Below are 21,544 nucleotides of genomic sequence, written 5' to 3'. Positions count from 1 at the left end.
AAAGAAACGCCGCGACTCTCTTCGAGGATCGCGGCGTTTTTCGTGGGCGGCTGTCAGTGTTCGTGTCCTGTCATGCTCAATGCCGTCAGACGACGCTAGCGTCTTCGAGCGTGCGCCCATTCGCCCGCGCGGTTGTAAGCGCTTCCACTGCCAGGCGCATCTCCTCTCGTGCGCTGCGGCTGACGCCCATCATGTTGGCGAAACCGTGGATCAACCCCGGCGCTCGACGTCGTTGTGTGGCTGGAGCACAGGCCTTGAGCCGTGTGGCATAGCGTTCGCCTTCGTCGCGTAGCACATCGAATTCTGCGGTCGCGACATAGGCGGGCGGCAGGCCTTGCAGCGAGGTGGCGAGCAGCGGCGAAAGAGCGGGGTCGGCGTAATTGCCCTGCGGCGCATACAGCGCCTTGGCCCAATCCATCTGCGCTTCGCTGAGTACATAGCCGCTGCTGAAAAGGTGGTACGACTCGGATTTGTTCAGCACATCGAGTACCGGGTAGAACAGCAACTGAAAGTGCGGCATCGGCAGGTGCGAGCTTGTCAGTCGCTGGCACAGGGAGGCGGCGATATTACCGCCGGCACTGTCGCCGCCGACCGCGACGAAGCAGGCTTCGCTGCCTGGCAGCGACAGTGCAAATCGATAGGCGGTGAGCGCATCGTCCAGTGCCGCCGGGTAGGCATATTCAGGAGCGAGCCGATAGTCGACCGAGAGCACGCGAATGTCGGCGTGTCTGGCGATGAATCGGCAAATGGAGTCGCAGCTGTCCAGGCCGCCTGAGACCCAGGCACCGCCATGGAAGTAGATCAGGATTCCACTGGATGTCGGGGTTCCCCGGTAATACCGCGCCGGAATTTCTTCAGTCCTGCCCGGTATACGCAAGTCGCTGACGCTGTGTAGCGCAATCTCCGGGCCGCCGAACGTCCAGGCGTCGAGATCGGTCTGCGCCCGTACTTGGGCCATGGGACGGTTCTGTGGGCTGGCGGCTTCTATGTCGCCCATGAGGCGCAGGAACATCGACACCTCCGGACAAAGCCTGTGGCCGGGAAGATCCAGGCGACCCGCGCCTATCCGCTGCTGAATCGAGGCAGGCAATGCCCCCAGCGCTTGAACGGCAAACTTCATCAGGTGATGTGAGAAATTTCTGCGCATGAGGGGGAGCTATCCGAAGGTGAGCGAGGGTAGGGTTCCATCCTAGTTTCGCCGGCGAGTGGTGAACAATCGTCCGCTCTTCGCTGTTTTGTTCTGTTAATTCGAACGGCCTGCTAGGTGGGATAGCCGCGAGCGAGTCAGCCTTGATCGGGAGGCTGGCGCAGAACCTGCATTCCCTCCTTACCCGCCGGTTTTCCGTCACCGGCACGAGGAGGATTCATTCATGCGTAACCTGCTTCTACTGGTGGCGCTGCTGGGGCTGGCTGGCTGCATGAAGGTCAGCGACATGGCCAGTGGCGCCGAATACCATCTGCGCGATGCCGGGTTTCTCGACCATGGCCGCACCGAGCGCATGGCCTCGCGGCGCCTGCAGCAGGACTCCTTCATCTATATCGCTCAGGGCCACTTCGTGCCGCCGGGGCACGGCTATCCGCGGCCCAATGTGGTGGCCGAGGAAGCCTTCAAGGGCTTCGTCGAATACTTTCCGCTGGTGCGTCGTGCGCGCCAGCCGGCCGGCCTGGACGAGGCAATGACCGAAGCGCGCGCGGCAGGCGCGCACTATCTGTTGTACGCCCGCTTCGCCTATAGCGACGACCGCATCGGCACCATGGAGGAGTGGGAAGACCAGGAGGCCGTGGATCGCCTCGGTACCGACCGTGCGGTGATCCAGCTGATGTTGATCGAAACCAACACTCGCTATCTGGTGGACACCGCACGCATTCGCAGTCGCGGCGGATTCCTGACGTTCTACGACGTACAGCCGCAGGACATCATCGGCCCGCCACTGCGTGACTACGCGCGTAGCCTGCTGGGCGTGGCGAACTGACTAGGTACTGCGGCTGATGCTCCAGCGAGGGTAGGGTATCCTCGTCGGTCTGACCCGTTATGTCGGGCAACGGACGAGGAGAGAGCATGAGCGATCCAGGCAAGGCCGGCGACCTGCTGGCGCAGATCCCCAAGGGCGAAGGCAAGGGCCTACCCCCCGTGCACCTGTGGAACCCCGATTTCTGTGGCGATATCGACATGCGTATCGCCCGCGATGGCACCTGGTATTACCTGGGTACGCCCATCGGTCGCAAACCCATGGTGCGACTGTTTTCCACCATCATCCGCCGCGATGGCGACGACTACTTCCTGATCACGCCGGTGGAGAAGGTCGGTATCCAGGTCGAGGACGCTCCCTTCGTTGCCGTGACTCTGCAGGTCGAGGGGGAGGGCGAGGCGCAGGTGCTGCGTTTCACCACCAATGTTGAGGACGAAGTCGTGGCGGGTGCCGAGCATCCGATCCGTGTGGAGATCGATCCTGCGACACTTGAGCCCTCGCCGTACATTCTGGTGCGGCGTAACCTCGAAGCATTGATTCATCGCAACGTGTTCTACCAGCTGGTGGAACTGGCGGTGGAGCGTGAGGTCGACGGAGAACCCTGGTTGGGCGTGTGGAGTGGCGGGCAGTTCTATTCCATCGGGCCTGTGCCAGTCTGAGCGACCATGCCCAGCAGTACTGCCACGAGTGAGCCTGGGGGGAGGCGCCGGTGCGTATGACGCACCCTACGGATTTGACAGGAGACGCAGATGGATGAGCATCGCATCGAGACCGAACGCCTGACGCTACGCCCACCGCAACCGCAGGACGCGGCCGAGGTGCAGCGTTTGGCCGGAGATTTTCGCATTGCCGATGTCACCGGCAGCATTCCTCATCCCTATCCACCCGAGCTGGCGCAGCAGTGGATCAAGCGCTGTGCGCAGGACTGGGCCAGTGGCGTGGCGGCCCACTTCATCATCACCGAGTCCGATAGCGGCAGGCTGGTCGGCAGCATGGCGCTCAAGGACATCAGGCGAGGTGAAGCCGAGGTGGGCTACTGGATCGGCGTGCCGTACTGGAGCCGTGGTTACGCCAGCGAAGCCTGCAATGCGCTGGTGGATTTCGCCTTCCGCCAGCTGCGCCTGCGCCGCTTGCACGCCAGCCATCTGGCGCGCAATCCGCAGTCTGGCCGGGTGCTGTTCAAGGCCGGTTTCCGCCACCTGGGGCTGGGCCACAGCGAGTGCGGTTGTCAGGGCAAGGTCGAACCGGTCGAGCTCTACGAGCGGGTCTCCGGCGAGTAACCTGACTGCCTGTCAGCGCACCCGGTCGCGGCTCTGCACTGCCAGATCCAGCGCTTTCTGCATATCCAGCCGCGCCGAGCGGCCCACGTCCTTGTCGCTCATCTTGTAGTTGCGTTCCGACGGCAGGATGGGCGCGGTCAGGTCTTCGGCGTCCATCGGTTCGAAGTCGTAATCACCGCCAATGGTCATGGCGCTGCGGCGCAGCAACATGCGCACTTGTTCCGGTTGCAGGCGCGGGTTGATCGACAGCATGGCGGCGACTACGCCGGTCACCAGCGGTGTGGCGTAGGAGGTGCCGCAATGCACGTCGCCGGTGGCGTCGATCTCGCGAGTGGAGGCACGCGCGCAGGCCGCTGCGGTGATGTCGACGCGCATGTCGACATTCGACGAGTCGCGTTTGACCACATAGGTCGGGTCGTCGATTTCGACCTCTTTCTCCTTGCTGCGCTGATGTCCGCCGACCACCAGCAATTGCTCGGTGATGAAGGAGGAGGGCAGGCGGTATTCGTCCCGTCCGGAGTAGGACGAACCGTTGCCGGCCGAGTTGATCACCAGCACGTCCGGGTGCTCCTCACGCAACCACAGGAAGAACTCCTCCAGCAGTTCTTCGTAACCGCTCATGGCGATGCCGGAGCGCACCAGCGAGTCGATCTCGTCGCCTTCGACATTGCGTGTGCCGACCCGGTGAATGCCCCAACTCCAGTTGAGTACGCGTACGCCGTCCTCCACCAGATTGACCGACGCGGCGATATTGGCGGTGATGCCGGCGTCCGAGTTGCGCTCGACGATCACCTCGAAGCCCTGGCTGGCCTTGTCCAGCCCGCGCAGGAATCCGGTGTTGCCACCCTTGTCCCAGTGGGCGGCGAGAATACCGGCAACGGTGCTGCCATGGTTGTCCGGCTCGTCGGCATCGCGCGCATAGACGCAGGTGCGCGGTTTGCCGTCTGGGCAGGCGCCCAGGTAGTCGGCGAAGTCGGGCGCGTCGAAATCGACATTACGCTCGATCACGCCGACGCGGATCGGCTCGGCTTCGATAGGCGAGTCGCCTGCTGGTATGCGCCGCTGGTAATAGTTGACCGCATCCATGAAACGATTCGCCGCCCACTCCTCGGAGTTCTTCTCCGGTTTGCGTGCCGGCTTGCGCGCGGCTTCGCTTTCTTCACCGCGCTCCGGCGCGCTTTCTTCCACCACCACGGCGTCGACGCTGGTTTCGCTGCCAATGCGCAGCACCAGTGCATCGCGCTCGGTCAGGTTCTTCACCGGCAGGCGCAACTGGTAGACGTTCAAGGGTGGAATGGCGCCGACCACCTTGGCGTCATATTTCTTCGCCAGGCGTTTGGCCTCGTCGAGGCCGTCGTGGCTTTCCTCGATCAGCAGGCTGACCAGGTCGACGTAGGTGGTCAGGTCGTCCATGTTCTTCGCCACTTCATCCGGGCCGGCGGCGAGCACATGGCTGCGATGTCGCGACAGCCACACCGGGTTGCTGGCGCGTGAGCCGTCCTCCAGCCACAGCGGCGCGCTGCGGTGTTCGTCGCTGTTCAACTGCAGGCGTAGGCCGTCGCCACTGCGCTTCACCACCGAGGCGGGCAGGGTATCGCCGCCGAGCCGCAGCGTGGGCAGCTTCTCGCCAAGGCCACGTACCTGCAGGCACCAGTCCTGCCGCTCAGTGGCGAGCAGGTCGCCGCAGCGTTGCAGGCTCTGGATGCGCAGCGGTTCCTGCGCGCTGGCAAGAGGGCTCAGCACGGCCATGATCAGGGCAGAGAGAAGGGGGCGGTTGAGCGGCATGGGGCAGAGCCTCCGTGGCAAGTGTTCTGCCTTTTTCCGACTTTCTCCGCCGCGCTTCGTTCAGATGGGATATGCCGTGCTGGTCGCGTGAGAATGTGCGCATCGGTCACACCGCATCGTCGATAAATTGTTATATTATTACGTTTTTCACGTCCTTAATTCGAAGCCTTTCATGTCCTCCAATCGCCTGCTCTCGATCGATGCCCTGCGCGGCTTGGTCATCCTTTTCATGTTGCTCGATCACGTTCGCGAAACCTTCTACCTGCATCAGCAGGTGGGTGACCCGATGGACGTAACGGCTACGGAACCTGCGTTGTTCTTCAGTCGTACCCTGGCGCACCTGTGCGCGCCGGTATTCATTTTGCTCACCGGACTTTCGGCCTTCCTCTATGGCGAGAAGCAGATGAGTCGCGCGGCGACCAGTGCCTTTCTGTTCAAGCGCGGGCTGTTCCTCGTGGTACTGGAGCTCACTCTGGTCAACTTCGCCTGGACGTTCCAGTTCCCGCCCACGGTGATCTACCTGCAAGTGATCTGGGCCATTGGCCTGAGCATGTTGGCGCTGTCTCTGCTGCTGTGGCTGCCGCGCGCGCTGCTGGCCGTGCTGGGCCTGGTGCTGGTGGCCGGGCACAACCTGCTCGATGGCCTGCACTTTGCGCTGGAGTCGGCAATGCACGTGCCGTGGGCGGTGCTGCATGACCGTGGCTGGATCGAGTTCTCCGAAACGCTGCGCCTGCGCACCTCGTATCCAGTGTTGCCGTGGATCGGTGTGATCGCGCTGGGCTATGTGATCGGCCCGTGGTTTCGCTGGTCGAGCGCGCCTGAGCAACGCCTGCAGCATTTACGCACTGCTGGTTTCGGCGCGCTGGCACTGTTCGTGGTGCTGCGCCTGGTCAACGGCTATGGCGAGAAGCCCTGGGCGATCGAGGAGACCAGCCTGCAAACGCTGATGGCATTGTTCAACATCACCAAGTACCCGCCGTCGCTGCTGTTCCTGGCGTTGACACTGGGTCTTGGTCTGCTGCTGTTGGCGTATTTCGAGCGGCACAACGACGGCCGCATGGTAAGGGTTCTGGCCGTGTTCGGCAGTGCACCGATGTTCTTCTACCTGCTGCACCTGTACGTGCTGAAGCTGCTCTATATCGCTGCTTTTGCCATCTGTGGCGCGAACCAGGGGCATTATTTCGGCTTCGATTCGATGGCCTGGGTCTGGGCCGCCACGCTGCTGTTGGCGGTGCTGTTGTTCCCGCCCACGCAATGGTTTGCCCGGCTCAAGGCGCGCCGCCGGGATATTCGCTGGCTGAAATACCTCTGAGCGGCAGACCGTAGGCGCTGGGCGGGGCCTGTTTCCCCGCTCGCGCCTACGCGATTCCCGCTTTCTCCAGTAGGGCCTGTTCGTCCACCTCGTCGATCTGCTCGGCCTTCATGAAGCGTTCGGCGTAGCGCCGATGAATGCCGCTGCGCAGGAACAGGGCGAACAATTGCGGATCGATGTGCGCGCCCTTGCACATGCCGACCATGATGTTCAGCGCTTCGGACAGGGTCTTGCCCTTCTTGTAGGGGCGATCCACCGCGGTCAGCGCTTCGAAGATATCGGCAATCGCCATCATGCGTGCAGGCAGGCTCATCTGCTCGCGGGTCAGGCGCTTGGGATACCCGGTGCCGTCCATTTTCTCGTGATGGCCACCGGCGATTTCGGAGACGTTGCGCAGGTGCTTGGGGAAGGGCAGCCGGTCGAGCATCAGGATGGTCTGCACGATGTGATGGTTGATGATGTAGCGCTCTTCGGCCGTTAGCGTGCCGCGGGCGATGCTCAGGTTATGCAGTTCGCCACGGTTGAACTTGTACTGCGGCACGTCCAGTTTGAAACCCCAGCGATTGTCCGCCGTGATCGACTCCTGAGTCGCCCGCTCGATCAGGTGTTCGGGGCGGTCTGCCAGCAACGGCTCCTCCACCGGCAGGCTGGCGGCAGGAGATTGTTCCAGGCGTTTGCCTTCCTCCCAGGAAACCCCCAGCCGGTTGTCGAGGGTACGCAGCCAGCGCCGTCCGGCGATCTGCCCAAGGCGCGCCTGGTCGGCATCGGCCATGGCTTCACCGCCGAGGTTGATGCGGGCGATGAAGGCGAACTCGTCATCCAGGGTCGCCAGCAGTTGCTCGCGCAGGGCGGCCAGCACCGTTTCGTCGCCACCTTCGGCGCGGCCTTTCCAGTAAGCGATCCAGGCATCGCGCTTGAGCACCTCGAAGCGCATGCGCACTTCATGGATGCGGTCGTAGAGGGTTTCCAGCTTGGTCGCCTTGTCCACTACGTACTCGGGGGTGGTGACCTTGCCGCAATCGTGCAGCCAGGCGGCAATGTGTAGCGCCTCCCACTCCTCATCGCTGGGCTTGTAGTCACGAAATTCAGGGGCGTCGCTGTCGGCGGCGGCGCGCGCCAGCATCAGGGTGATTTCCGGAACGCGCTGGCAGTGGCCGCCGGTGTAGGGGCTCTTGGCGTCGATGGCGCCGGCGATCAACTGGATGAAGGCGTCGAGCAACTGTTTCTGCCTGGCCAGCAGGCGTTGGCTTTCGATGCACAGCGCGGCGCTGCCGGACACAGCATCGACGAAGGCCACGCGCTCTGGGCTGAGCATGCTTTCGCTGTTCTCGCCGGTATCGCGTTGCAGCAGCACCAGAACGCCCACTGTATCGCCCTGGCGGTTGTGCAGGCCGGCCGCGATCAGGTGCAGGCGCGGGCTGTCGACCATCGCCAACAGACGCCGGAAGATTCCGGCCTGATCGAAGCCGATGGAGGTGGCGCTGCTGGTGCCGCCGGTAGCGGGGCTACGTAGCCATTCAGGCAACTGCGGATCGTCATACCGGATACCGTGGAGGTCGGCCTCGCTGAGCGGGCGAGCCTGTCCGTCGATCACCAGTCCCTGCGGCTCCAGGCGGCCGGTGTCGCTGTCGAGCAGGTAGAGCAGACCGCCCTGGGCGCTGCTGATGGACACGGTGGCGTCCATCACGCGCTTGAGCAGCGTTTCGAAGTGGGTTTCGGCGGAGAGGCTGGCGGCAATATCGAGGAAGCTCGACAGCGTGTCTTTCATGCTGCTCATCGACACGGCCAGTTGGTCGACCTCCAGAATCGGCGAGCGGCCGCTGGCCGGGTGAGCGAAGTCGAAGCGGCGTATGGCCTGTGCTTCCTGTACCAGGCTGCGTAGCGGTTTGACCACCAGGCGCGAGGTCAGCCAGCCCAGGGGCAGGCACAGCAGCAGGGTGGTCAGGGTGATCAGGGCACCTTGCCAGCGAATGCGGTAGGCCTCGGCCAGCAGCTCCTGCTCGGGTACCAGCAATGCCAGGTGCAAGCCTTGCGGGCCGCCTTCCTGAATATGTCGGTGGGCCATGACCCAGCGCTGCTTGGCCAATTCGACGACGCCCTGATCCTGCTCGGTCAGGTCGCCCGCCAGCAGCTCGCCAAGCGCTGGGTTGAGCTCGCGCACCTTGACCAGCGACACCTTGCCGTCAACCTCCTTGAGCAGGCGGCTGCTGTCGATGTAGGCCACGGCATTGCCGTCGGCATCGGCCAGCACCACTTCACTGTTGGGTGTGACGCGATGGCTGGCCAGCGTGGCTGACAGGTCGTCCAGGGTCAGATCGGCGCCGAGTACGGTGGTCAGGCCGCTGCGCCTGGCCAGGGTGGTGCCGATTTCCTGCGTCGAGAAGAACAGGTAGGGCGCCGTGGTGATCTGTCCGCCATCGTTGCGCGCGCGCTTGAACCAGTCGCGCTCGCGTGGATCGTAGGGTTCGCTGAGCTTCTGGCGGCGGCTCAATTGATTCAGCGAGCCGTCGTAGAACAGGTAGTCGCTGGCGGTGCCGGTGGCGCTGCGGTCGATCGACCAGACCTGATAGGCCGCTTTGTCGGGGGCATCGAAGCGCTGCTTGAGCATGTCGCTGCGCAGCGGGCGAACCATGAAGAAATCACCATCCTCGTAACCCAGATAGACCGACGCCAGTTTCGGGTTGTCGCGCAGCGCCTGGACGAACAAAGGCAGCAGGGCCAGGCGATCCTCCAGGTTGTCGGCCTGGGTCGCCGCGTTCAGGGCCAGCAGGCTGAGCAGATGACGGATCGGTCGATAGGTGCTGTCCAGATCCTTCTGCACGTCGACCTGAATGCGTTCGAACAGCGTCTCACTGCTGGAAAAGATCAGGCGGCTGGTCTGCTGATAGTTGAACAGACCCAGCACCACGCCGGTAAACAGCAGGAGCAGGGTGAACAGAACGCTGATGTGGACGTGCAGGGGAAAGCGGCGTTCGCGGGGAACAGCGGTGTAGGGCATCGCACGTCACTCCTTGCTGGCGCTGCAGGCTCCAACAGCATAGTGAAGAGTGAGCGAATCTGCCGAAACGCTATAAAGGCTGCTGTGAACCGTCCTCGTTCTTGCTCGATTTGTTCAGCTGCAGGCGCAGCCCATGTACCAGCAAGGCCACCGTCAGGGTCAGGGCGACGCCAATCAGGGCGTTGAGCAGACGTACCTCGGCCAGGTGCCAGTCATGTGCCAGGCTCTCGGCCAGCAGTACGAAGCACAGCGTGGTCTGCAGCACGAAAAGCCCATAGTGATTGGCCTGCAACGCACGGCTGAGGGTCACCAGTACCAGCAGGGTCATCACCATCATCGGTGGGCTTTGCAGGCTGTGGCCGAAGAGGATCAGCAAACCAGCAGCAGCCAGACTGGCCAGGCTGGCTTGCAGGGCACGCACCAGGCTGCCCTGGAACTCCAGTTGCAAGGTGCTGATCACCGTCAGGGTCAGCCAGTAACCACGTGACAATCCGGCCAGGTTGACGATCAGCCCCGATGCGGCGAAAGCCAGCATGCATGCCAGGGCATGCAGACGCCATTGCTGGCGTGGCAGGCGTTGCGCGTGGCGCTTGAGTACCTTGAGGATGGCAAGAAAGCGCGGCATGTACGGCCACATGCGCAGGCCGTGGAGGCCTCGCAGACCGAAGGCCAGCAGCATCACCCAGAGTCCGCCGAGAATGAATAGCATGGCCACCGCATAGGGATTGTGCAGGTTGCCGATGCCGAACTGTCCCTGGCCGAGGCATAGACAGATACACAGGCCGATGCCCAGTTTGCCGGCCTCGCTTCCGAAGCGTTGCAGCCAGGCCAGCAGCAGGCCGAAGGCAGCGAAGATACTCAGACTGATCAGCGGGTGGCTGCCAGCCCAGAAACCGAGGCCGGCGCTGCAGGCGCCGAGACCGGTGAGCAGCAGCATGCGCAGCATGCCGAAGCGGTGCAGCGGGTTGGCCTGTGCGGCCTGGAAAGCGCCTGCCGAGGCCCAGAGAAAACCGCTGTGCGCGGTGGTCAGTCCGAGCAACAGCGGCAGGGCACAGCCTAGCCCGGCGACCACCGCCGGCCCCCAGGCCGGTGGCCCGGCATGCCAGGTGAAGCTGTTGCGAATCAGCGTTTTCATGGGTTTACGGAACGTCCGGTCATCTCCCTCGCCATTTCCGTAGCGTAGCTGTCGGTCATGCCGGCGATGAAGTCGATCACGCGCATGAACGAGCGGTACAGCGGCCAGCCCGGTTCGGGAGCGTAGTAGCTGAGCAGGTCGAGGATGCGACGATGCTTGAACGATGGCGCACGTCCGCCGTGTTGTTCCAGCACCGCACCGCAGAAGGCGTTGAGCAGGATCTCCAGGGTGGTGTAGGCGCCAATCTCATGCAGGGTCTTGCGCTTGTCGTGGAAGATCTTTTCCCGGGCCAGCGACTTGGCGCTCTGCACGCAGTGTTTCGCTGCGCCATGCATGTGCTCGACCAGATCGCCCTGCAGGCGGCCGGCAAGCAGGTCATGCTGCTGCTCGACGAAGGCGCCAGCGGCGGCATTGGTCAGGTGCTCGATGGCCTTGCCGCGCAGAATCGCCAGTTTGCGCCGACGCGAATCCTTGGGGCCAAGCTGGCGGTAGGTTTCCGGCAGGTCGTCGCCGACCAGATCGAGCAGTAGCGCTTCCACTTCGCTGTAATCGAGCAGCTCCATCTCCACGCCGTCTTCCAGGTCGATCAGGCCGTAGCAGATGTCGTCCGCCGCCTCCATCAGGTAAACCAGTGGGTGACGCGCCCAACGCTGTGCTTCCAGTTGCGGCAGTTCCAGCTTGGCGGCGATCTGCTCGAGCAATGGCAGTTCGCTCTGGTAGCAGCCGAACTTGTGTTTTTTGTAGCCCAGCGCTTCTGCGTGGCGGGCTGTCCAGGGGTATTTCAGGTAGGTGCCGAGAGTGGCGTAGGTCAGCCGCGTACCGCCATCGAACTGGTGGTACTCCAGTTGCGTGAGCACGCGAAAGCCCTGGGCATTACCTTCGAAATTGAGAAAGTCGGAGCGCTCGGCGTCGCTCATAGCGTCCAGCCAACCGCGGCCGGCAGCCTGCTGGAACCAGTGGCGAATGGCGTCCTCGCCGGAGTGACCGAAGGGAGGATTGCCGATGTCGTGGGCCAGACAGGCCGACTGTACGACCATGCCCAGATCGCTCGGTGTACACCAGTCCGGCAGGTCGTCGCGCAGCATCTCACCGACGCGCATGGCCAGCGAGCGGCCAACGCAGCTGACCTCCAGCGAATGGGTCAGGCGGGTATGAATGTGGTCGTTGCTCGACACCGGGTGCACCTGGGTCTTGCGGCCCAGGCGGCGGAAGGCGCCAGAGAAGATGATGCGGTCGTGATCCTTGTGGAAGGGGCTACGCCCCAGTTCTGCCGAGCTGGGTGCGGGCTTGCCGAGACGTTCACGGGTGAGCAGGGTGTGCCAATCCAAGGCCGATCCTCGCCGGGTTGATCCAGGCCCCTAGCTTGGGTGTTCGGGCAGCAGCCTGCAAGCCTGGGTTGCCTAAAGGCCCGCGGCGTCGATATCGACCAGCAGCAGGCGGCGGCCGTTGTCGATGAACTGGCCGGCGGTCAGGCAGTATTGGTTGCTGGTGGCGTCGCGGTAGGTGGTGGACAGTGTCAGGCGACGTTCTTCCCAACCTTCTGCAAGCAATTGATAGAAGTAAGGGCGCCATGACCAGTTGTGCCCGAGGTAGCGGTCATCGGCCTGCCAGCTCTGCTTGCGCCATTCCAGGTTCGGCGTGAGCTGGGTGCCGTGGCGGTCGCATTGATAGATGCGCAGCAACCAGGGGTAATTGTCCGGAGCTTTCAGGCTGGTTGCTGGCGCGCCGCTTTCGGCCCACAGCCTGAGTTCGCTCATCAGTTCCGCCAGTTGTTGGCGCAGGCTGACCAGGCGTGCGCGCTCGGCGAGTTTCTGCTGCACGTAACTGTCACGCAGACGGGCGAAACGCCCGACGAAGGCATCGCTGGCGAACAGCGCTTCTTCTGGCTTGGCGAACAGGAAGCCCTGCACGTAGCGGGCACCGCACTCCAGGGCGAAGTTCAGCTCGGCTTCGGTTTCCACACCCTCGGCGATGATCCAGCAGCCGGTCTTTTCCGCCATCTGCGCCAGTGCCTTCACCACTTCGCCGCTCGGCCCGCCACGTGCGGCCTCCTGGAACAGGCGCATGTCGAGTTTGAGAATGTCCGGTTGCAGCGCCAACACACGGTCGAGCTGCGAGTAGCCGGCGCCGAAATCGTCGATGGCGATGCGCGCACCGGCTTCGCGGTAGCGCGACACCACGTCGGGAAGGCGCTGGCTGGCGCCGCCGAGTTCGGTGATCTCGAAGACAATGCGCGCTGGATCGATGCCGCTGCGCTGCAGTTGAATCAGGCTGGGCAAAGGCTGCGCCGGGCGCAGGCGGCTGATCCAGCGTGGTGATATGTTGAGGCTGAGGAACCAGTCGGACGGTGCCTGATGGAAACGGCTCAGGGCATCTTCGCGCACTTGGCGGTCGAGGCGGCGCAGCGCGGCGGGTGGGGTTTTCGGATCGGCGAAAAGCGGCCCGGCCGAATGAGCCTGGCCATTGCCATCGCGCAGTCGAGCCAGCGCCTCGACACCCGCGATACGACCGGTGGCGGTGTCGATGAAGGGTTGGAAGACGGCAAACGGCAGTCCGTCGAGCACCTGGAATCCTTAGCAGCGAGCGGTTGATCCGCCAACGTGGCGGTTTGACAGCTCAACCTAGCAAGATTGCGGCCAGCCAAGGTCTAGACCAATGTCGTACTCAGTCGATGCCGCTTTGCCGGCGCCGGAGGAGTGGCGCGATGATCAGTGCCAGGCGTAGCCAGCGCCGCCAGCCTCGCTTGCCGCCGAGCAACCCAGCCAAAGCCAGTGCACCACCGGTGAGCAGAAATGGTGCATTGCCCTGGCGCAGGCGCTGGCCATAGTCGCGCACCTGCTTGAGTGGTTGAGTGATCTGCAGCACTTCATGGCGAAGCTCCTGGCGGTGCATTTCCAGGCGCATGCGCAGTACGGCCTTGCGCAATTCGCGGCGTGAGGCACCGGGGGGCAGGATGGGAGTCGTCATGGCAGTAGTTGCTCGCGGTCGCGTTGCAGTTCTTCGAGGCTGGCGCTGAAGGGGGGCGCTGCGTTGCGCAGGCTGAGTAGCAGCCAAGTGCCGCAGCCCAGCAGGCCGAAGCCATAGAACAGGCACAGGCCTGTAGCTACCGCCAAGCGATGACTGTCCCAGTAGATGATCAGCAGCAGGGCGGAAAGGCCAATCAGCAGGAGCAGGGCGAAAGCCAGGCACAGCCCGCCCAGAAGCAGGGCCCGCAATGCCTGGTTGCGCTGGTCTTCGAGTTCGTGGGCCAGCAGCGCCACGTGGCCTTGGAGCAAGCCCAGCAGGGCTGCTCCCAGGCGCCGTGGCGATGGCCCGTTGGAGATGGGCGTTGTCAACGTCGGCTGATCAGCAGGCCGAGCACCAGGCCAACGGCGGCCGAAAGACCCAGCGCCTGCCAAGGATGTTTGTGTACGTAATCCTCGGTGGCATCGACGGCGATCTTGCCCTGTTCGCGCAGGCCGGCTTCGGCGTTGTGCAGGGTTTCACGAGCGCGACCCAGGCTGCTGCGGATATCGTCGCGCAGTGCCTCGGCTTGCTCGCCGGCCAGGCTGGCGGAGTGCTGGAGGAGTTTCTCGGTGTCGCTGACCAGAGCCTGGAATTCGTCCAGCAGGGCGTCCTTGGTGCTTGGAGTAGCGGCTTTACGTGCCATGGTGAGCAATCCTCTGCGTTGAGTATGTATGCCTTACGAGTGCGCTGGAGCGCCAGGGTTCCACAAGAATAGTCTGAAAGTGACCGTGTTGGCGTTTGGTACAGCGCTTGCATTTTGCTGGTGCGTGACGCTCGTTGGGTGCTCTGTGATGGTGCCTTTCGAGGTTGGCCCAGGATGGCGCGCATGATGAATAACTCATTAATTTATAAGAAATAAATACCAAATTTCCGGTTTCTGGATGCGCCATTCTGGAGCCTCCTGCCGGTGCGTTCGAGGGCATCTTTCAAATGTCTGCTGCATTGCGGTGCAGAAAGCCATTGATGTGCCTTCGTTTGGTGCTTTTTCTTCACTGCCGGAGTGTCCTTCCTAGATGGAAAACATCAACAGTGCCGTGGCCACTTTGATCCACGGTTCCAATACCCTGTTCATTCTGCTGGGTGCGATCATGGTACTGGCTATGCACGCGGGCTTCGCCTTTCTCGAGGTCGGTACGGTGCGGCAGAAGAACCAGGTCAATGCCTTGTCGAAGATCCTTTCCGACTTTGCCATCTCGGCCCTGGCCTATTTCTTCATCGGCTACTGGATCGCCTACGGCATCAACTTCCTCGAGCCGGCTGCAGTGCTTACCGAGAACCACGGTTATGGGCTGGTGAAGTTCTTCTTCCTGCTGACCTTTGCCGCGGCGATTCCGGCGATCATCTCTGGTGGCATCGCCGAACGTGCCAAGTTCGGTCCGCAGCTCTGCGCCACGGCGTTGATCGTGGCATTCGTCTATCCCTTCTTCGAAGGCATGATCTGGAACGGCAACTACGGCTTGCAGGCCTGGCTCGAAGCGCGTTTCGGCGCCGGCTTCCATGATTTCGCCGGTTCCGTGGTGGTACATGCCATGGGCGGCTGGCTGGCGTTTGGCGCCGTGTTGCTGCTTGGTCGTCGCAATGGCCGTTATCGTGACGGCAAACTGGTTGCCATGGCGCCGTCGAACATTCCGTTTCTGGCGTTGGGGTCGTGGATCCTGATCATCGGCTGGTTCGGCTTCAACGTGATGAGTGCGCAGACGCTCGAAGGTGTCAGCGGTCTGGTGGCGGTCAACTCGCTGATGGCCATGGTCGGCGGAACCGTCGCGGCGCTGCTGGTAGGGCGTAATGACCCGGGCTTTCTGCACAACGGGCCGTTGGCCGGCCTGGTGGCGATCTGCGCCGGCTCCGATCTGATGCATCCGATTGGCGCGCTGGTGACCGGCGCCGTGGCCGGTGCGCTGTTCGTCTGGGCATTCACCGCCACGCAGGTGAAGTGGAAGATCGACGATGTGCTGGGTGTCTGGCCGCTACATGGCTTGTGCGGCATCTGGGGTGGGATTGCCTGCGGTATCTTCGGGATGCAGGCTCTCGGCGGTCTGGGCGGTGTGAGCCTGGCCAGTCAGTTGATCGGTACCGCGCTGGGCGTGGCGGTGGCGTTGTTGGGTGGTTTTCTGGTGTATGGCCTGCTCAAGGTCTCGCTGGGCATTCGTCTGAGCCAGGAGGAGGAGTACAACGGTGCTGACCTGTCGATTCACAAGATCGGCGCGGTAAGCCAGGACTGAGAAGCCATGGGGCGCTGTCTGTCAGCGTCTATGGCGAATGAAATGTCGGGCGTTGGCCTGATGTCGATCTGATAAGGCGTAATACCTGCCACGGATGGCCTTTGTAGGCGCGCGCGTGGCCGCCCAGGTTGTGCGCACCGAAATGTCTTTGGTGCGCACGGCGCACCCTACGTAACTGAGCTGTCTGTCAACGTTTGCGGCGGGCAATAAAAAACCGGGCGTTGGCCCGGTTTTTCGTTTGCTTGTGGATCAGTCGCGACGACCTTCCACCGCCTTGCCGTCGACCGTGCCCTCCTTGAGCATGATCTGGTATTCCTTGCCGTCGGTTTCCACCTGATGCAGGCGAACCAGCAGGTGGCCCCAATCCTTGGCGAACCACAGAACGGTCTTGCGGGTGCTTTGCGTGGGGTCGCGTACGCGCTCGACCTTGATTGCGTCGATCAGGCCGGCCTTGGTGCGCACTACTTCTTCGCCCAGCACGCGGAAGTCATAGGTTTCGATCTCGTCACCGTCGACCACCTGATAGCTGACGCTCTTCTTGCCGGCAGCGACGTCCTGTTGCAGGGCGATCTGGTAGGTCGACTTGTCCAGCAGGCCACGGTTGAGCGGGAGGCGCACGGCGTCACCACGATCCGTACCGATCACCTGCTTTTGCTCCCAGTCGAAGTCCTGCTCGACCTTCTTGCCTTTGCCCAGGCCACTGCGGTTGAGGCGGTAGGTCAGTGGCAGCAAGACCTGGTTGTCGACGCGAAAGGTACTTTCTTCGGTGAGGCCGGCGACGAGCATCGAGGCTTCGAAGTTGAGCGTCCAGCGGCCGTCGTCCTCGCGCTTGAGGCTGCGCTCGGCGCTACCGCTGACCGGCAACTGCTTCCAGTCAGCGGTGTAGCTGGCAGAGAAGGGCTGCAGTTCATCGGCAAGGGCGGGCAGGCTGAACAGAGTCAGGGCGAGCAGCAGGGCACGACGCATAGAGTCTCCTAGGTTCGAATCGGGTGGCCGCTGGCGGGCAGCGGCTTACCATCCAGCATTGCGCCTTGAGCGCCAAGACGCAAGCGGCCTTCGGCAAACCAGCGTACGGCCAGCGGATAGATACGGTGTTCCTGCTGGTGTACGCGGCGAGCCAGGCTTTCGGCTGTGTCGTCTGCCTTCACCGGCAGCACAGCTTGTACGACCAGAGGGCCACCATCGAGTTCCTCGGTGACGAAGTGCACGCTGCAGCCGTGCTCGGCGTCGCCGGCCTCAAGAGCCCGCTGATGAGTATGCAAACCTTTGTGCTTGGGTAGCAGCGAGGGATGGATATTCAGCAGGCGGCCGTTGTAGTGCTGGACGAAGCCAGGCGTGAGGATGCGCATGAAGCCGGCGAGCAGCACCAGATCCGGCTGGTGGGCGTCGATTGCCTGGATCAGGGCTGCGTCGAATGCCTCTCTGCCACCGAACTGCTTGTGATCAAGCAGTTCGGTGGCGATGCCGGCCTGTTTCGCACGCTCCAGGCCGAAGGCATCGGCGCGGTTGCAGACCACCGCAGCGATGCGGGCCGGGTTGCCGTCGTGGGCGATGCTGTCGATCAGCGCCTGCAGATTACTGCCTGATCCGGAGATCAGGACGACGACATTGCAGGGCATCAGTGGGCTTTCAGGTTGTTCAGCTGAACCTGGGCCGCGCCTTCTGCCGCTTCGGTGATCTGGCCGATGACCCATGGCGCTTCGCCGCTGGCACGCAGGCTGGAGAGGGCGGTTTCGACCTGATCCTGAGCCACGCAGATGACCATGCCGACGCCGCAGTTCAGCACGCGGTGCATCTCGTGCTCGTCGACGTTGCCTTGTTGCTGCAGCCAGTCGAATACGGCTGGGCGCGTCCAGCTGGCCACGTCGATGACGGCCTGGGCGCCTTTGGGCAGTACGCGCGGGATGTTGTCCAGCAGACCGCCGCCAGTGATGTGGGCCATGGCCTTGACCGCGCCAGTGTCCTTGATCAGTTTGAGCAGCGGCTTGACGTAGATGCGGGTCGGCGCCATCAGCAGGTCAGCCAGAGCCTTGCCGTCCAGTTGTACTTGCTCGATGTCGGCGCCGGAGACTTCGATGATCTTGCGGATCAGCGAGTAGCCGTTGGAGTGTGGGCCGGAGGAGGGCAGGGCGATCAGGGTGTCGCCGGTGACGACCTTGGAGCCGTCGATGATCTCGGCCTTTTCCACTACGCCGACGCAGAAACCGGCCAGGTCGTAGTCTTCGCCTTCGTACATGCCCGGCATCTCGGCAGTTTCACCGCCGACCAGGGAGCAGCCTGCCAGTTCACAGCCGGCACCGATGCCGGTGACCACGGTGGCGGCCACGTCGACGTTGAGCTTGCCAGTGGCGTAGTAGTCGAGGAAGAACAGCGGCTCGGCACCGCAGACCACCAGGTCGTTGACGCACATGGCGACCAGATCCTGGCCGATGCTGTCGTGCTTGTTCAGGTTCAGCGCCAGGCGCAGCTTGGTGCCGACGCCGTCGGTGCCGGACACCAGAACCGGCTGTTTGTAGCCGGCGGGGATCTCGCACAGGGCGCCGAAGCCACCCAGGCCACCCATGACTTCCGGACGGGCAGTGCGCTTGGCGACGCCTTTGATGCGCTCGACCAGGGCCTCACCGGCATCGATGTCGACGCCTGCGTCCTTGTAGCTGATGGAGGGTTGCTTGCTCATAGATCCGGGCCTTTGAATGGGGAGTTCGTGTAGGCGCCGACGTGGCGCAGGCTCATCCAAGGAGCCCGGCGCGCGTACCGGCTGGCGAAGGCGCGCGATTTTATCAGGCTTGCCCGGTAGCGGCCACTCGCACGCGTGCGCTTCGTCGCAGGCACTGGCTCTGGTTGCCGGGGCTTGAGCGGCTGTTTAAGGTATAGGCCTTTGCGCACGGCTGCCGTGCCACTATCCCTTTGCGAGAGCCCGCCATGCGCCTGTCTGTCCGCCTGATGTTCTTCTGTCTGTCGCTGCTGAGCCTGCCGGCCCTGGCTGCGCCGGTCGCTGGTTTGTATCAGGTGCGTGAGGCCGTTGCAGATCAGCAGCCGGAAAGCCGTGATGCCGCCATGCAGAAGGCCTTGCAGACGCTGGTGCAACGTCTCACCGGGGATGCCAAGGCCTTGCAGAGTGCCGGGCTGGAGGGGCTGCGCAAGGATCCGCAGCAGATCGTCAGTCAGTATGGTTTCGAAGGCGATGCGCTGGTCGTCGAATTCGATCCAGCCAGTACCGATCGTCAGTTGCGCCAGGCCGGTCTGGCCCTCTGGGGCGCCAATCGTCCGGCCATCCTTACCTGGTGGCTCAATGAATCTCCCGAAGGCAGCCAACTGATCGGCGAAAGCCAGAGCGCAGCGGCGGGGCTGCGTGACGCCGCTCAGCATCGCGGTTTGCCCTTGCGTCTGCCGTTGGCCGATCTGAGCGAGCAACTGGTAGCCACGGGCGATGCATTGATGGCCAATGACCCGCAAGCGCTGCGAGAGGCTTCCGAACGTTACGGCGCCGATGCCTTGCTGGCAGTGCAGGCGACCGAGAGCGGCGGCAGCTGGCAGGCGACCTGGCGTTTGTGGCTGGGTGACGAACGTGAGCAGGGCAAGGCTGAGGCGGCCGATCAGGCGGCGCTGGCCGATGCGGTGATGCTGGCGGTGGCTGAGCGTCTGGCTCCGCGATTTTTGGTCAAGCCCGGCGCAGCGCAGAGCCTGACGTTGGTGATCGAAGGCGCTGATCTGGGTCGCTTCGCCGCTCTGGAGCGCCTGCTCGAGCCGTTTGCTGCACGTTTGCAGGAGATCGACGGCCAGCGTCTGGTCTATCAGGTCAGTGCCAGTCCGGAGCAACTGCGCGCGCAATTGGCGCTGGGGCAGTTGCAGGAAGTCACCGAACCGCTCGACGCCAGCGAGCCGGTAGAAAATCCAGCGAATGCCGGTGAACAGGCTCCACAGGTGAAGCCGCGCAGCGATGAGATGCGCTTCCGCTGGTAGAATTTCTGCAGGGCCAATCACAGCCCCGTTACGCGGCGCCTTCCTGGCGCCGTTTCGCATCGAGGACGCGAGCATGACCGATTCCACCCGTTGGCTATGGATGGCTGGGCTGTTTCTGCTCGGCTGGCTGTTGTACTTGTTGCATCCAATTCTGTCCCCCTTCCTGATCGGCATTCTGCTGGCCTATCTCGGCGATCCCCTGGTCGACCGCCTGGAGCGCCATCGCCTGTCGCGCACCGGCGGCGTGATCGTGGTATTCACCCTGTTCGCCCTGGTGTTGCTGATTCTGCTGCTGGTACTGGTGCCCATGCTGGGGCGGCAGTTGGTGCGCCTGTATCAGCTGGCGCCGGAAATGCTCGATTGGCTGCAGGGCACGGCTTTGCCCTGGTCGCAATCGCATCTGGGTTTGCAGGATGATCTGCTGCAGGTCGATCAGCTCAAACAGGTCTTTACCGACAACATCGGCAAGACTACCGACGTGCTCAAGGCCGTGCTGTCCCAGGCCACGTCTTCGGGGCTGGCGTTGCTCGCCTGGTTGGGCAATCTGCTGCTGATTCCGGTGGTGAGCTTTTACCTGATGCGCGACTGGGACGTGCTGGTCGAGCGCGTGCGCCGTTTGCTGCCGCGTCAGCGCGAGGGGTTGATCGTCAAACTGGCCGGCGAATGCCACGAAGTGCTCGGCGCCTTCCTGCGTGGCCAATTGCTGGTGATGCTGGCGCTCAGCATCATCTACGCCACTGGGTTGATGCTGGTGGGCCTGGAGCTGGGACTGCTGATCGGCGTGCTGGCTGGCCTGGCGAGCATCGTGCCTTATATGGGCTTCATCGTCGGTATCGGGGCGGCGCTGACTGCCGCGCTGTTCCAGTTCGGCCTCGACCCGTATCCGCTGATCGGTATCGGCGTAGTGTTCATGATCGGCCAACTGCTCGAAGGCATGGTGCTGACGCCCATGCTGGTGGGGGATCGCATCGGCCTGCACCCGGTCGCGGTGATCTTCGCGATCCTCGCGGGCGGCCAGTTGTTTGGCTTCACTGGTGTGCTGCTGGCATTGCCGGTTGCTGCCGTGATCATGGTTTTGCTGCGTCATGCTCATGATTTATATAAACTTTCCGGCCTTTACGGAGAGTCCAACAGCGGTTCCGACGAGCCGCCGAGTCCTGCATGAAACCAATCCAGCTGCCTCTGGGGGTGCGTCTGCGTGATGACGCCACCTTCGCCAACTACTACCCCGGCGCCAATGCCGCGGCTCTGGGCTACGTCGAGCGCTTGTGCGAGGCCGATGCCGGCTGGACGGAAAGCCTGATCTATCTATGGGGCGCCGAAGGCGTAGGGCGTAGCCACTTGCTGCAGGCAGCCTGCTTGCGTTTCGAGCAGCGTGGTGAGGCAGTGGTGTATCTGCCGCTCGGCGAGGTGGTGCAGCACGGCCCGGAGTTGCTCGATAACCTGGAGCTCTGTGAGCTGGTCTGCCTCGATGACCTCGATGCAGTGGCTGGACGCAGTGACTGGGAAGAAGGGCTGTTTCACCTGTTCAATCGCCTGCGTGACAGCGGCCGGCGCCTGCTGCTGGCCGGCACCATGTCGCCGCGTGAGCTGCCGATCCAGTTGCCTGACCTCAAGTCGCGCTTGACCCTGGCCCTGGTTTTCCAACTGCACGAACTGTCCGACGAGGACAAACTGCGCGCCTTGCAGTTACGCGCCTCGCGCCGTGGCCTGCAGATGAGCGATGACGTCGGGCGTTTCATCCTTACCCGTGGTGAGCGCAGCATGAGCGCGCTGTTCGAGTTGCTCGAGCGCCTCGACCAGGCTTCGTTGCAGGCCCAGCGCAAGCTGACCATTCCTTTCCTCAAGGAAACCCTGGGCTGGTAGAGGTGAG

At 63.1% G+C, this 21,544-nt stretch carries 20 protein-coding genes; 8 read left to right on the top strand and 12 right to left on the bottom strand.

All coding sequences use genetic code 11. The annotated features are described in order from the left end of the window. Window positions 1-85: 85 nt before the first annotated feature. On the bottom strand, window positions 86-1,012 hold the full coding sequence (locus tag C7A17_RS01330) for an alpha/beta hydrolase (RefSeq protein ID WP_158704628.1): 927 nt from the start codon (window positions 1,010-1,012) through the stop codon (window positions 86-88). Between the two features lie 358 nt (window positions 1,013-1,370). Here C7A17_RS01330 and C7A17_RS01325 point away from each other — a divergent pair, with 358 nt between their 5' ends. The 3 genes from C7A17_RS01325 to C7A17_RS01315 all read left to right on the top strand — a co-directional run bounded on the left by C7A17_RS01325 (window position 1,371) and on the right by C7A17_RS01315 (window position 3,250). Continuing rightward, window positions 1,371-1,973: a DUF4823 domain-containing protein gene (locus tag C7A17_RS01325; protein ID WP_106736312.1), complete on the top strand. Its 603-nt coding sequence runs from the start codon at window positions 1,371-1,373 to the stop codon at window positions 1,971-1,973. An 86-nt stretch (window positions 1,974-2,059) separates the two neighbouring features. Then, window positions 2,060-2,629: a DUF1285 domain-containing protein gene (locus C7A17_RS01320; protein WP_106736311.1), complete on the top strand. Its 570-nt coding sequence runs from the start codon at window positions 2,060-2,062 to the stop codon at window positions 2,627-2,629. Window positions 2,630-2,719: 90 nt separating this feature from the next. Further along, window positions 2,720-3,250, top strand: coding sequence for a GNAT family N-acetyltransferase (locus C7A17_RS01315; protein WP_106736310.1), 531 nt, complete (start codon window positions 2,720-2,722; stop codon window positions 3,248-3,250). Between the two features lie 12 nt (window positions 3,251-3,262). Here the strand turns inward: C7A17_RS01315 and C7A17_RS01310 are convergent, their stop codons facing one another. Further along, window positions 3,263-5,035 carry a S8/S53 family peptidase gene (locus C7A17_RS01310; RefSeq protein ID WP_106736309.1) on the bottom strand — a complete coding sequence of 591 codons (1,773 nt, stop codon included), beginning with the start codon at window positions 5,033-5,035 and terminating at the stop codon, window positions 3,263-3,265. A 172-nt stretch (window positions 5,036-5,207) separates the two neighbouring features. On the opposite strand from C7A17_RS01310, the gene C7A17_RS01305 reads away from it, so the two are divergent. Further along, window positions 5,208-6,347 carry an acetyltransferase domain-containing protein gene (locus tag C7A17_RS01305; RefSeq protein ID WP_106736308.1) on the top strand — a complete coding sequence of 380 codons (1,140 nt, stop codon included), beginning with the start codon at window positions 5,208-5,210 and terminating at the stop codon, window positions 6,345-6,347. Between the two features lie 46 nt (window positions 6,348-6,393). Here the strand turns inward: C7A17_RS01305 and C7A17_RS01300 are convergent, their stop codons facing one another. The 7 genes from C7A17_RS01300 to C7A17_RS01270 all read right to left on the bottom strand — a co-directional run bounded on the left by C7A17_RS01300 (window position 6,394) and on the right by C7A17_RS01270 (window position 14,129). Then, window positions 6,394-9,345, bottom strand: a complete 2,952-nt coding sequence (locus C7A17_RS01300; protein ID WP_106736307.1) for an HD domain-containing phosphohydrolase — start codon at window positions 9,343-9,345, stop codon at window positions 6,394-6,396. 70 nt (window positions 9,346-9,415) lie between these two features. Further along, window positions 9,416-10,480 carry an FUSC family protein gene (locus tag C7A17_RS01295; RefSeq protein ID WP_106736306.1) on the bottom strand — a complete coding sequence of 355 codons (1,065 nt, stop codon included), beginning with the start codon at window positions 10,478-10,480 and terminating at the stop codon, window positions 9,416-9,418. Further along, window positions 10,477-11,808, bottom strand: coding sequence for a deoxyguanosinetriphosphate triphosphohydrolase (locus tag C7A17_RS01290; protein ID WP_106736305.1), 1,332 nt, complete (start codon window positions 11,806-11,808; stop codon window positions 10,477-10,479). Before C7A17_RS01290 ends, C7A17_RS01295 begins: the two co-directional genes overlap by 4 nt. Window positions 11,809-11,880: 72 nt before the next feature. Continuing rightward, entirely contained in the window at window positions 11,881-13,044 is a 1,164-nt protein-coding gene (locus C7A17_RS01285; RefSeq protein WP_106736304.1) for an EAL domain-containing protein, read from the bottom strand. Window positions 13,045-13,144: 100 nt separating this feature from the next. Next, window positions 13,145-13,447: a P-loop NTPase family protein gene (locus C7A17_RS01280; protein WP_106736303.1), complete on the bottom strand. Its 303-nt coding sequence runs from the start codon at window positions 13,445-13,447 to the stop codon at window positions 13,145-13,147. Next, window positions 13,444-13,803: a phage holin family protein gene (locus C7A17_RS01275; RefSeq protein WP_106742668.1), complete on the bottom strand. Its 360-nt coding sequence runs from the start codon at window positions 13,801-13,803 to the stop codon at window positions 13,444-13,446. Before C7A17_RS01275 ends, C7A17_RS01280 begins: the two co-directional genes overlap by 4 nt. Window positions 13,804-13,811: 8 nt before the next feature. Beyond that, entirely contained in the window at window positions 13,812-14,129 is a 318-nt protein-coding gene (locus tag C7A17_RS01270) for an ElaB/YgaM/YqjD family protein (protein ID WP_106736302.1), read from the bottom strand. Between the two features lie 370 nt (window positions 14,130-14,499). Here C7A17_RS01270 and C7A17_RS01265 point away from each other — a divergent pair, with 370 nt between their 5' ends. Beyond that, a complete protein-coding gene (locus C7A17_RS01265; RefSeq protein WP_106736301.1) occupies window positions 14,500-15,708 on the top strand; it encodes an ammonium transporter in 1,209 nt (402 codons plus the stop codon). Between the two features lie 249 nt (window positions 15,709-15,957). Here the strand turns inward: C7A17_RS01265 and C7A17_RS01260 are convergent, their stop codons facing one another. The 3 genes from C7A17_RS01260 to purM are packed head-to-tail and all read right to left on the bottom strand — an operon-like array spanning window position 15,958 to window position 18,385. Continuing rightward, window positions 15,958-16,674, bottom strand: coding sequence for a DUF3108 domain-containing protein (locus C7A17_RS01260; RefSeq protein WP_106736300.1), 717 nt, complete (start codon window positions 16,672-16,674; stop codon window positions 15,958-15,960). A gap of 8 nt (window positions 16,675-16,682) precedes the next feature. Then, window positions 16,683-17,327, bottom strand: coding sequence for a phosphoribosylglycinamide formyltransferase (gene purN / locus C7A17_RS01255; protein ID WP_106736299.1), 645 nt, complete (start codon window positions 17,325-17,327; stop codon window positions 16,683-16,685). After that, a complete protein-coding gene (gene purM / locus C7A17_RS01250; RefSeq protein ID WP_106736298.1) occupies window positions 17,327-18,385 on the bottom strand; it encodes a phosphoribosylformylglycinamidine cyclo-ligase in 1,059 nt (352 codons plus the stop codon). Before purM ends, purN begins: the two co-directional genes overlap by 1 nt. Window positions 18,386-18,630: 245 nt before the next feature. Here purM and C7A17_RS01245 point away from each other — a divergent pair, with 245 nt between their 5' ends. From C7A17_RS01245 to hda, 3 genes are all read left to right on the top strand, one after another. After that, entirely contained in the window at window positions 18,631-19,671 is a 1,041-nt protein-coding gene (locus C7A17_RS01245; protein ID WP_106736297.1) for a DUF2066 domain-containing protein, read from the top strand. Window positions 19,672-19,744: 73 nt separating this feature from the next. After that, window positions 19,745-20,836 (top strand): AI-2E family transporter, encoded by a 1,092-nt coding sequence (locus C7A17_RS01240; protein WP_106736296.1) that lies wholly within the window; start codon window positions 19,745-19,747, stop codon window positions 20,834-20,836. Beyond that, on the top strand, window positions 20,833-21,537 hold the full coding sequence (hda, locus tag C7A17_RS01235) for a DnaA regulatory inactivator Hda (protein ID WP_106736295.1): 705 nt from the start codon (window positions 20,833-20,835) through the stop codon (window positions 21,535-21,537). Before C7A17_RS01240 ends, hda begins: the two co-directional genes overlap by 4 nt. Window positions 21,538-21,544: the final 7 nt, after the last annotated feature.

The sequence above is a fragment of the Pseudomonas mendocina genome (assembly GCF_003008615.1).
Classification (GTDB): domain Bacteria; phylum Pseudomonadota; class Gammaproteobacteria; order Pseudomonadales; family Pseudomonadaceae; genus Aquipseudomonas; species Aquipseudomonas mendocina_C.
The sequence above is the reverse complement of the archived record's forward strand: the minus strand, read 5'-3'. Positions and strand labels throughout refer to the sequence as shown.

What these genes read in the sequence shown, in the direction of transcription:
- C7A17_RS01300 (WP_106736307.1), bottom strand. Translation starts at nt 9,345, where the DNA reads ATGCCCTACACCGCTGTTCCCCGCGAACGCCGCTTTCCCCTGCACGTC.
- purN (WP_106736299.1), bottom strand. Translation starts at nt 17,327, where the DNA reads ATGCCCTGCAATGTCGTCGTCCTGATCTCCGGATCAGGCAGTAATCTG.
- C7A17_RS01320 (WP_106736311.1), top strand. Translation starts at nt 2,060, where the DNA reads ATGAGCGATCCAGGCAAGGCCGGCGACCTGCTGGCGCAGATCCCCAAG.
- C7A17_RS01280 (WP_106736303.1), bottom strand. Translation starts at nt 13,447, where the DNA reads ATGACGACTCCCATCCTGCCCCCCGGTGCCTCACGCCGCGAATTGCGC.
- hda (WP_106736295.1), top strand. Translation starts at nt 20,833, where the DNA reads ATGAAACCAATCCAGCTGCCTCTGGGGGTGCGTCTGCGTGATGACGCC.
- purM (WP_106736298.1), bottom strand. Translation starts at nt 18,385, where the DNA reads ATGAGCAAGCAACCCTCCATCAGCTACAAGGACGCAGGCGTCGACATC.
- C7A17_RS01265 (WP_106736301.1), top strand. Translation starts at nt 14,500, where the DNA reads ATGGAAAACATCAACAGTGCCGTGGCCACTTTGATCCACGGTTCCAAT.
- C7A17_RS01240 (WP_106736296.1), top strand. Translation starts at nt 19,745, where the DNA reads ATGACCGATTCCACCCGTTGGCTATGGATGGCTGGGCTGTTTCTGCTC.
- C7A17_RS01330 (WP_158704628.1), bottom strand. Translation starts at nt 1,012, where the DNA reads ATGTTCCTGCGCCTCATGGGCGACATAGAAGCCGCCAGCCCACAGAAC.
- C7A17_RS01260 (WP_106736300.1), bottom strand. Translation starts at nt 16,674, where the DNA reads ATGCGTCGTGCCCTGCTGCTCGCCCTGACTCTGTTCAGCCTGCCCGCC.
- C7A17_RS01325 (WP_106736312.1), top strand. Translation starts at nt 1,371, where the DNA reads ATGCGTAACCTGCTTCTACTGGTGGCGCTGCTGGGGCTGGCTGGCTGC.
- C7A17_RS01315 (WP_106736310.1), top strand. Translation starts at nt 2,720, where the DNA reads ATGGATGAGCATCGCATCGAGACCGAACGCCTGACGCTACGCCCACCG.
- C7A17_RS01295 (WP_106736306.1), bottom strand. Translation starts at nt 10,480, where the DNA reads ATGAAAACGCTGATTCGCAACAGCTTCACCTGGCATGCCGGGCCACCG.
- C7A17_RS01305 (WP_106736308.1), top strand. Translation starts at nt 5,208, where the DNA reads ATGTCCTCCAATCGCCTGCTCTCGATCGATGCCCTGCGCGGCTTGGTC.
- C7A17_RS01270 (WP_106736302.1), bottom strand. Translation starts at nt 14,129, where the DNA reads ATGGCACGTAAAGCCGCTACTCCAAGCACCAAGGACGCCCTGCTGGAC.
- C7A17_RS01245 (WP_106736297.1), top strand. Translation starts at nt 18,631, where the DNA reads ATGCGCCTGTCTGTCCGCCTGATGTTCTTCTGTCTGTCGCTGCTGAGC.
- C7A17_RS01310 (WP_106736309.1), bottom strand. Translation starts at nt 5,035, where the DNA reads ATGCCGCTCAACCGCCCCCTTCTCTCTGCCCTGATCATGGCCGTGCTG.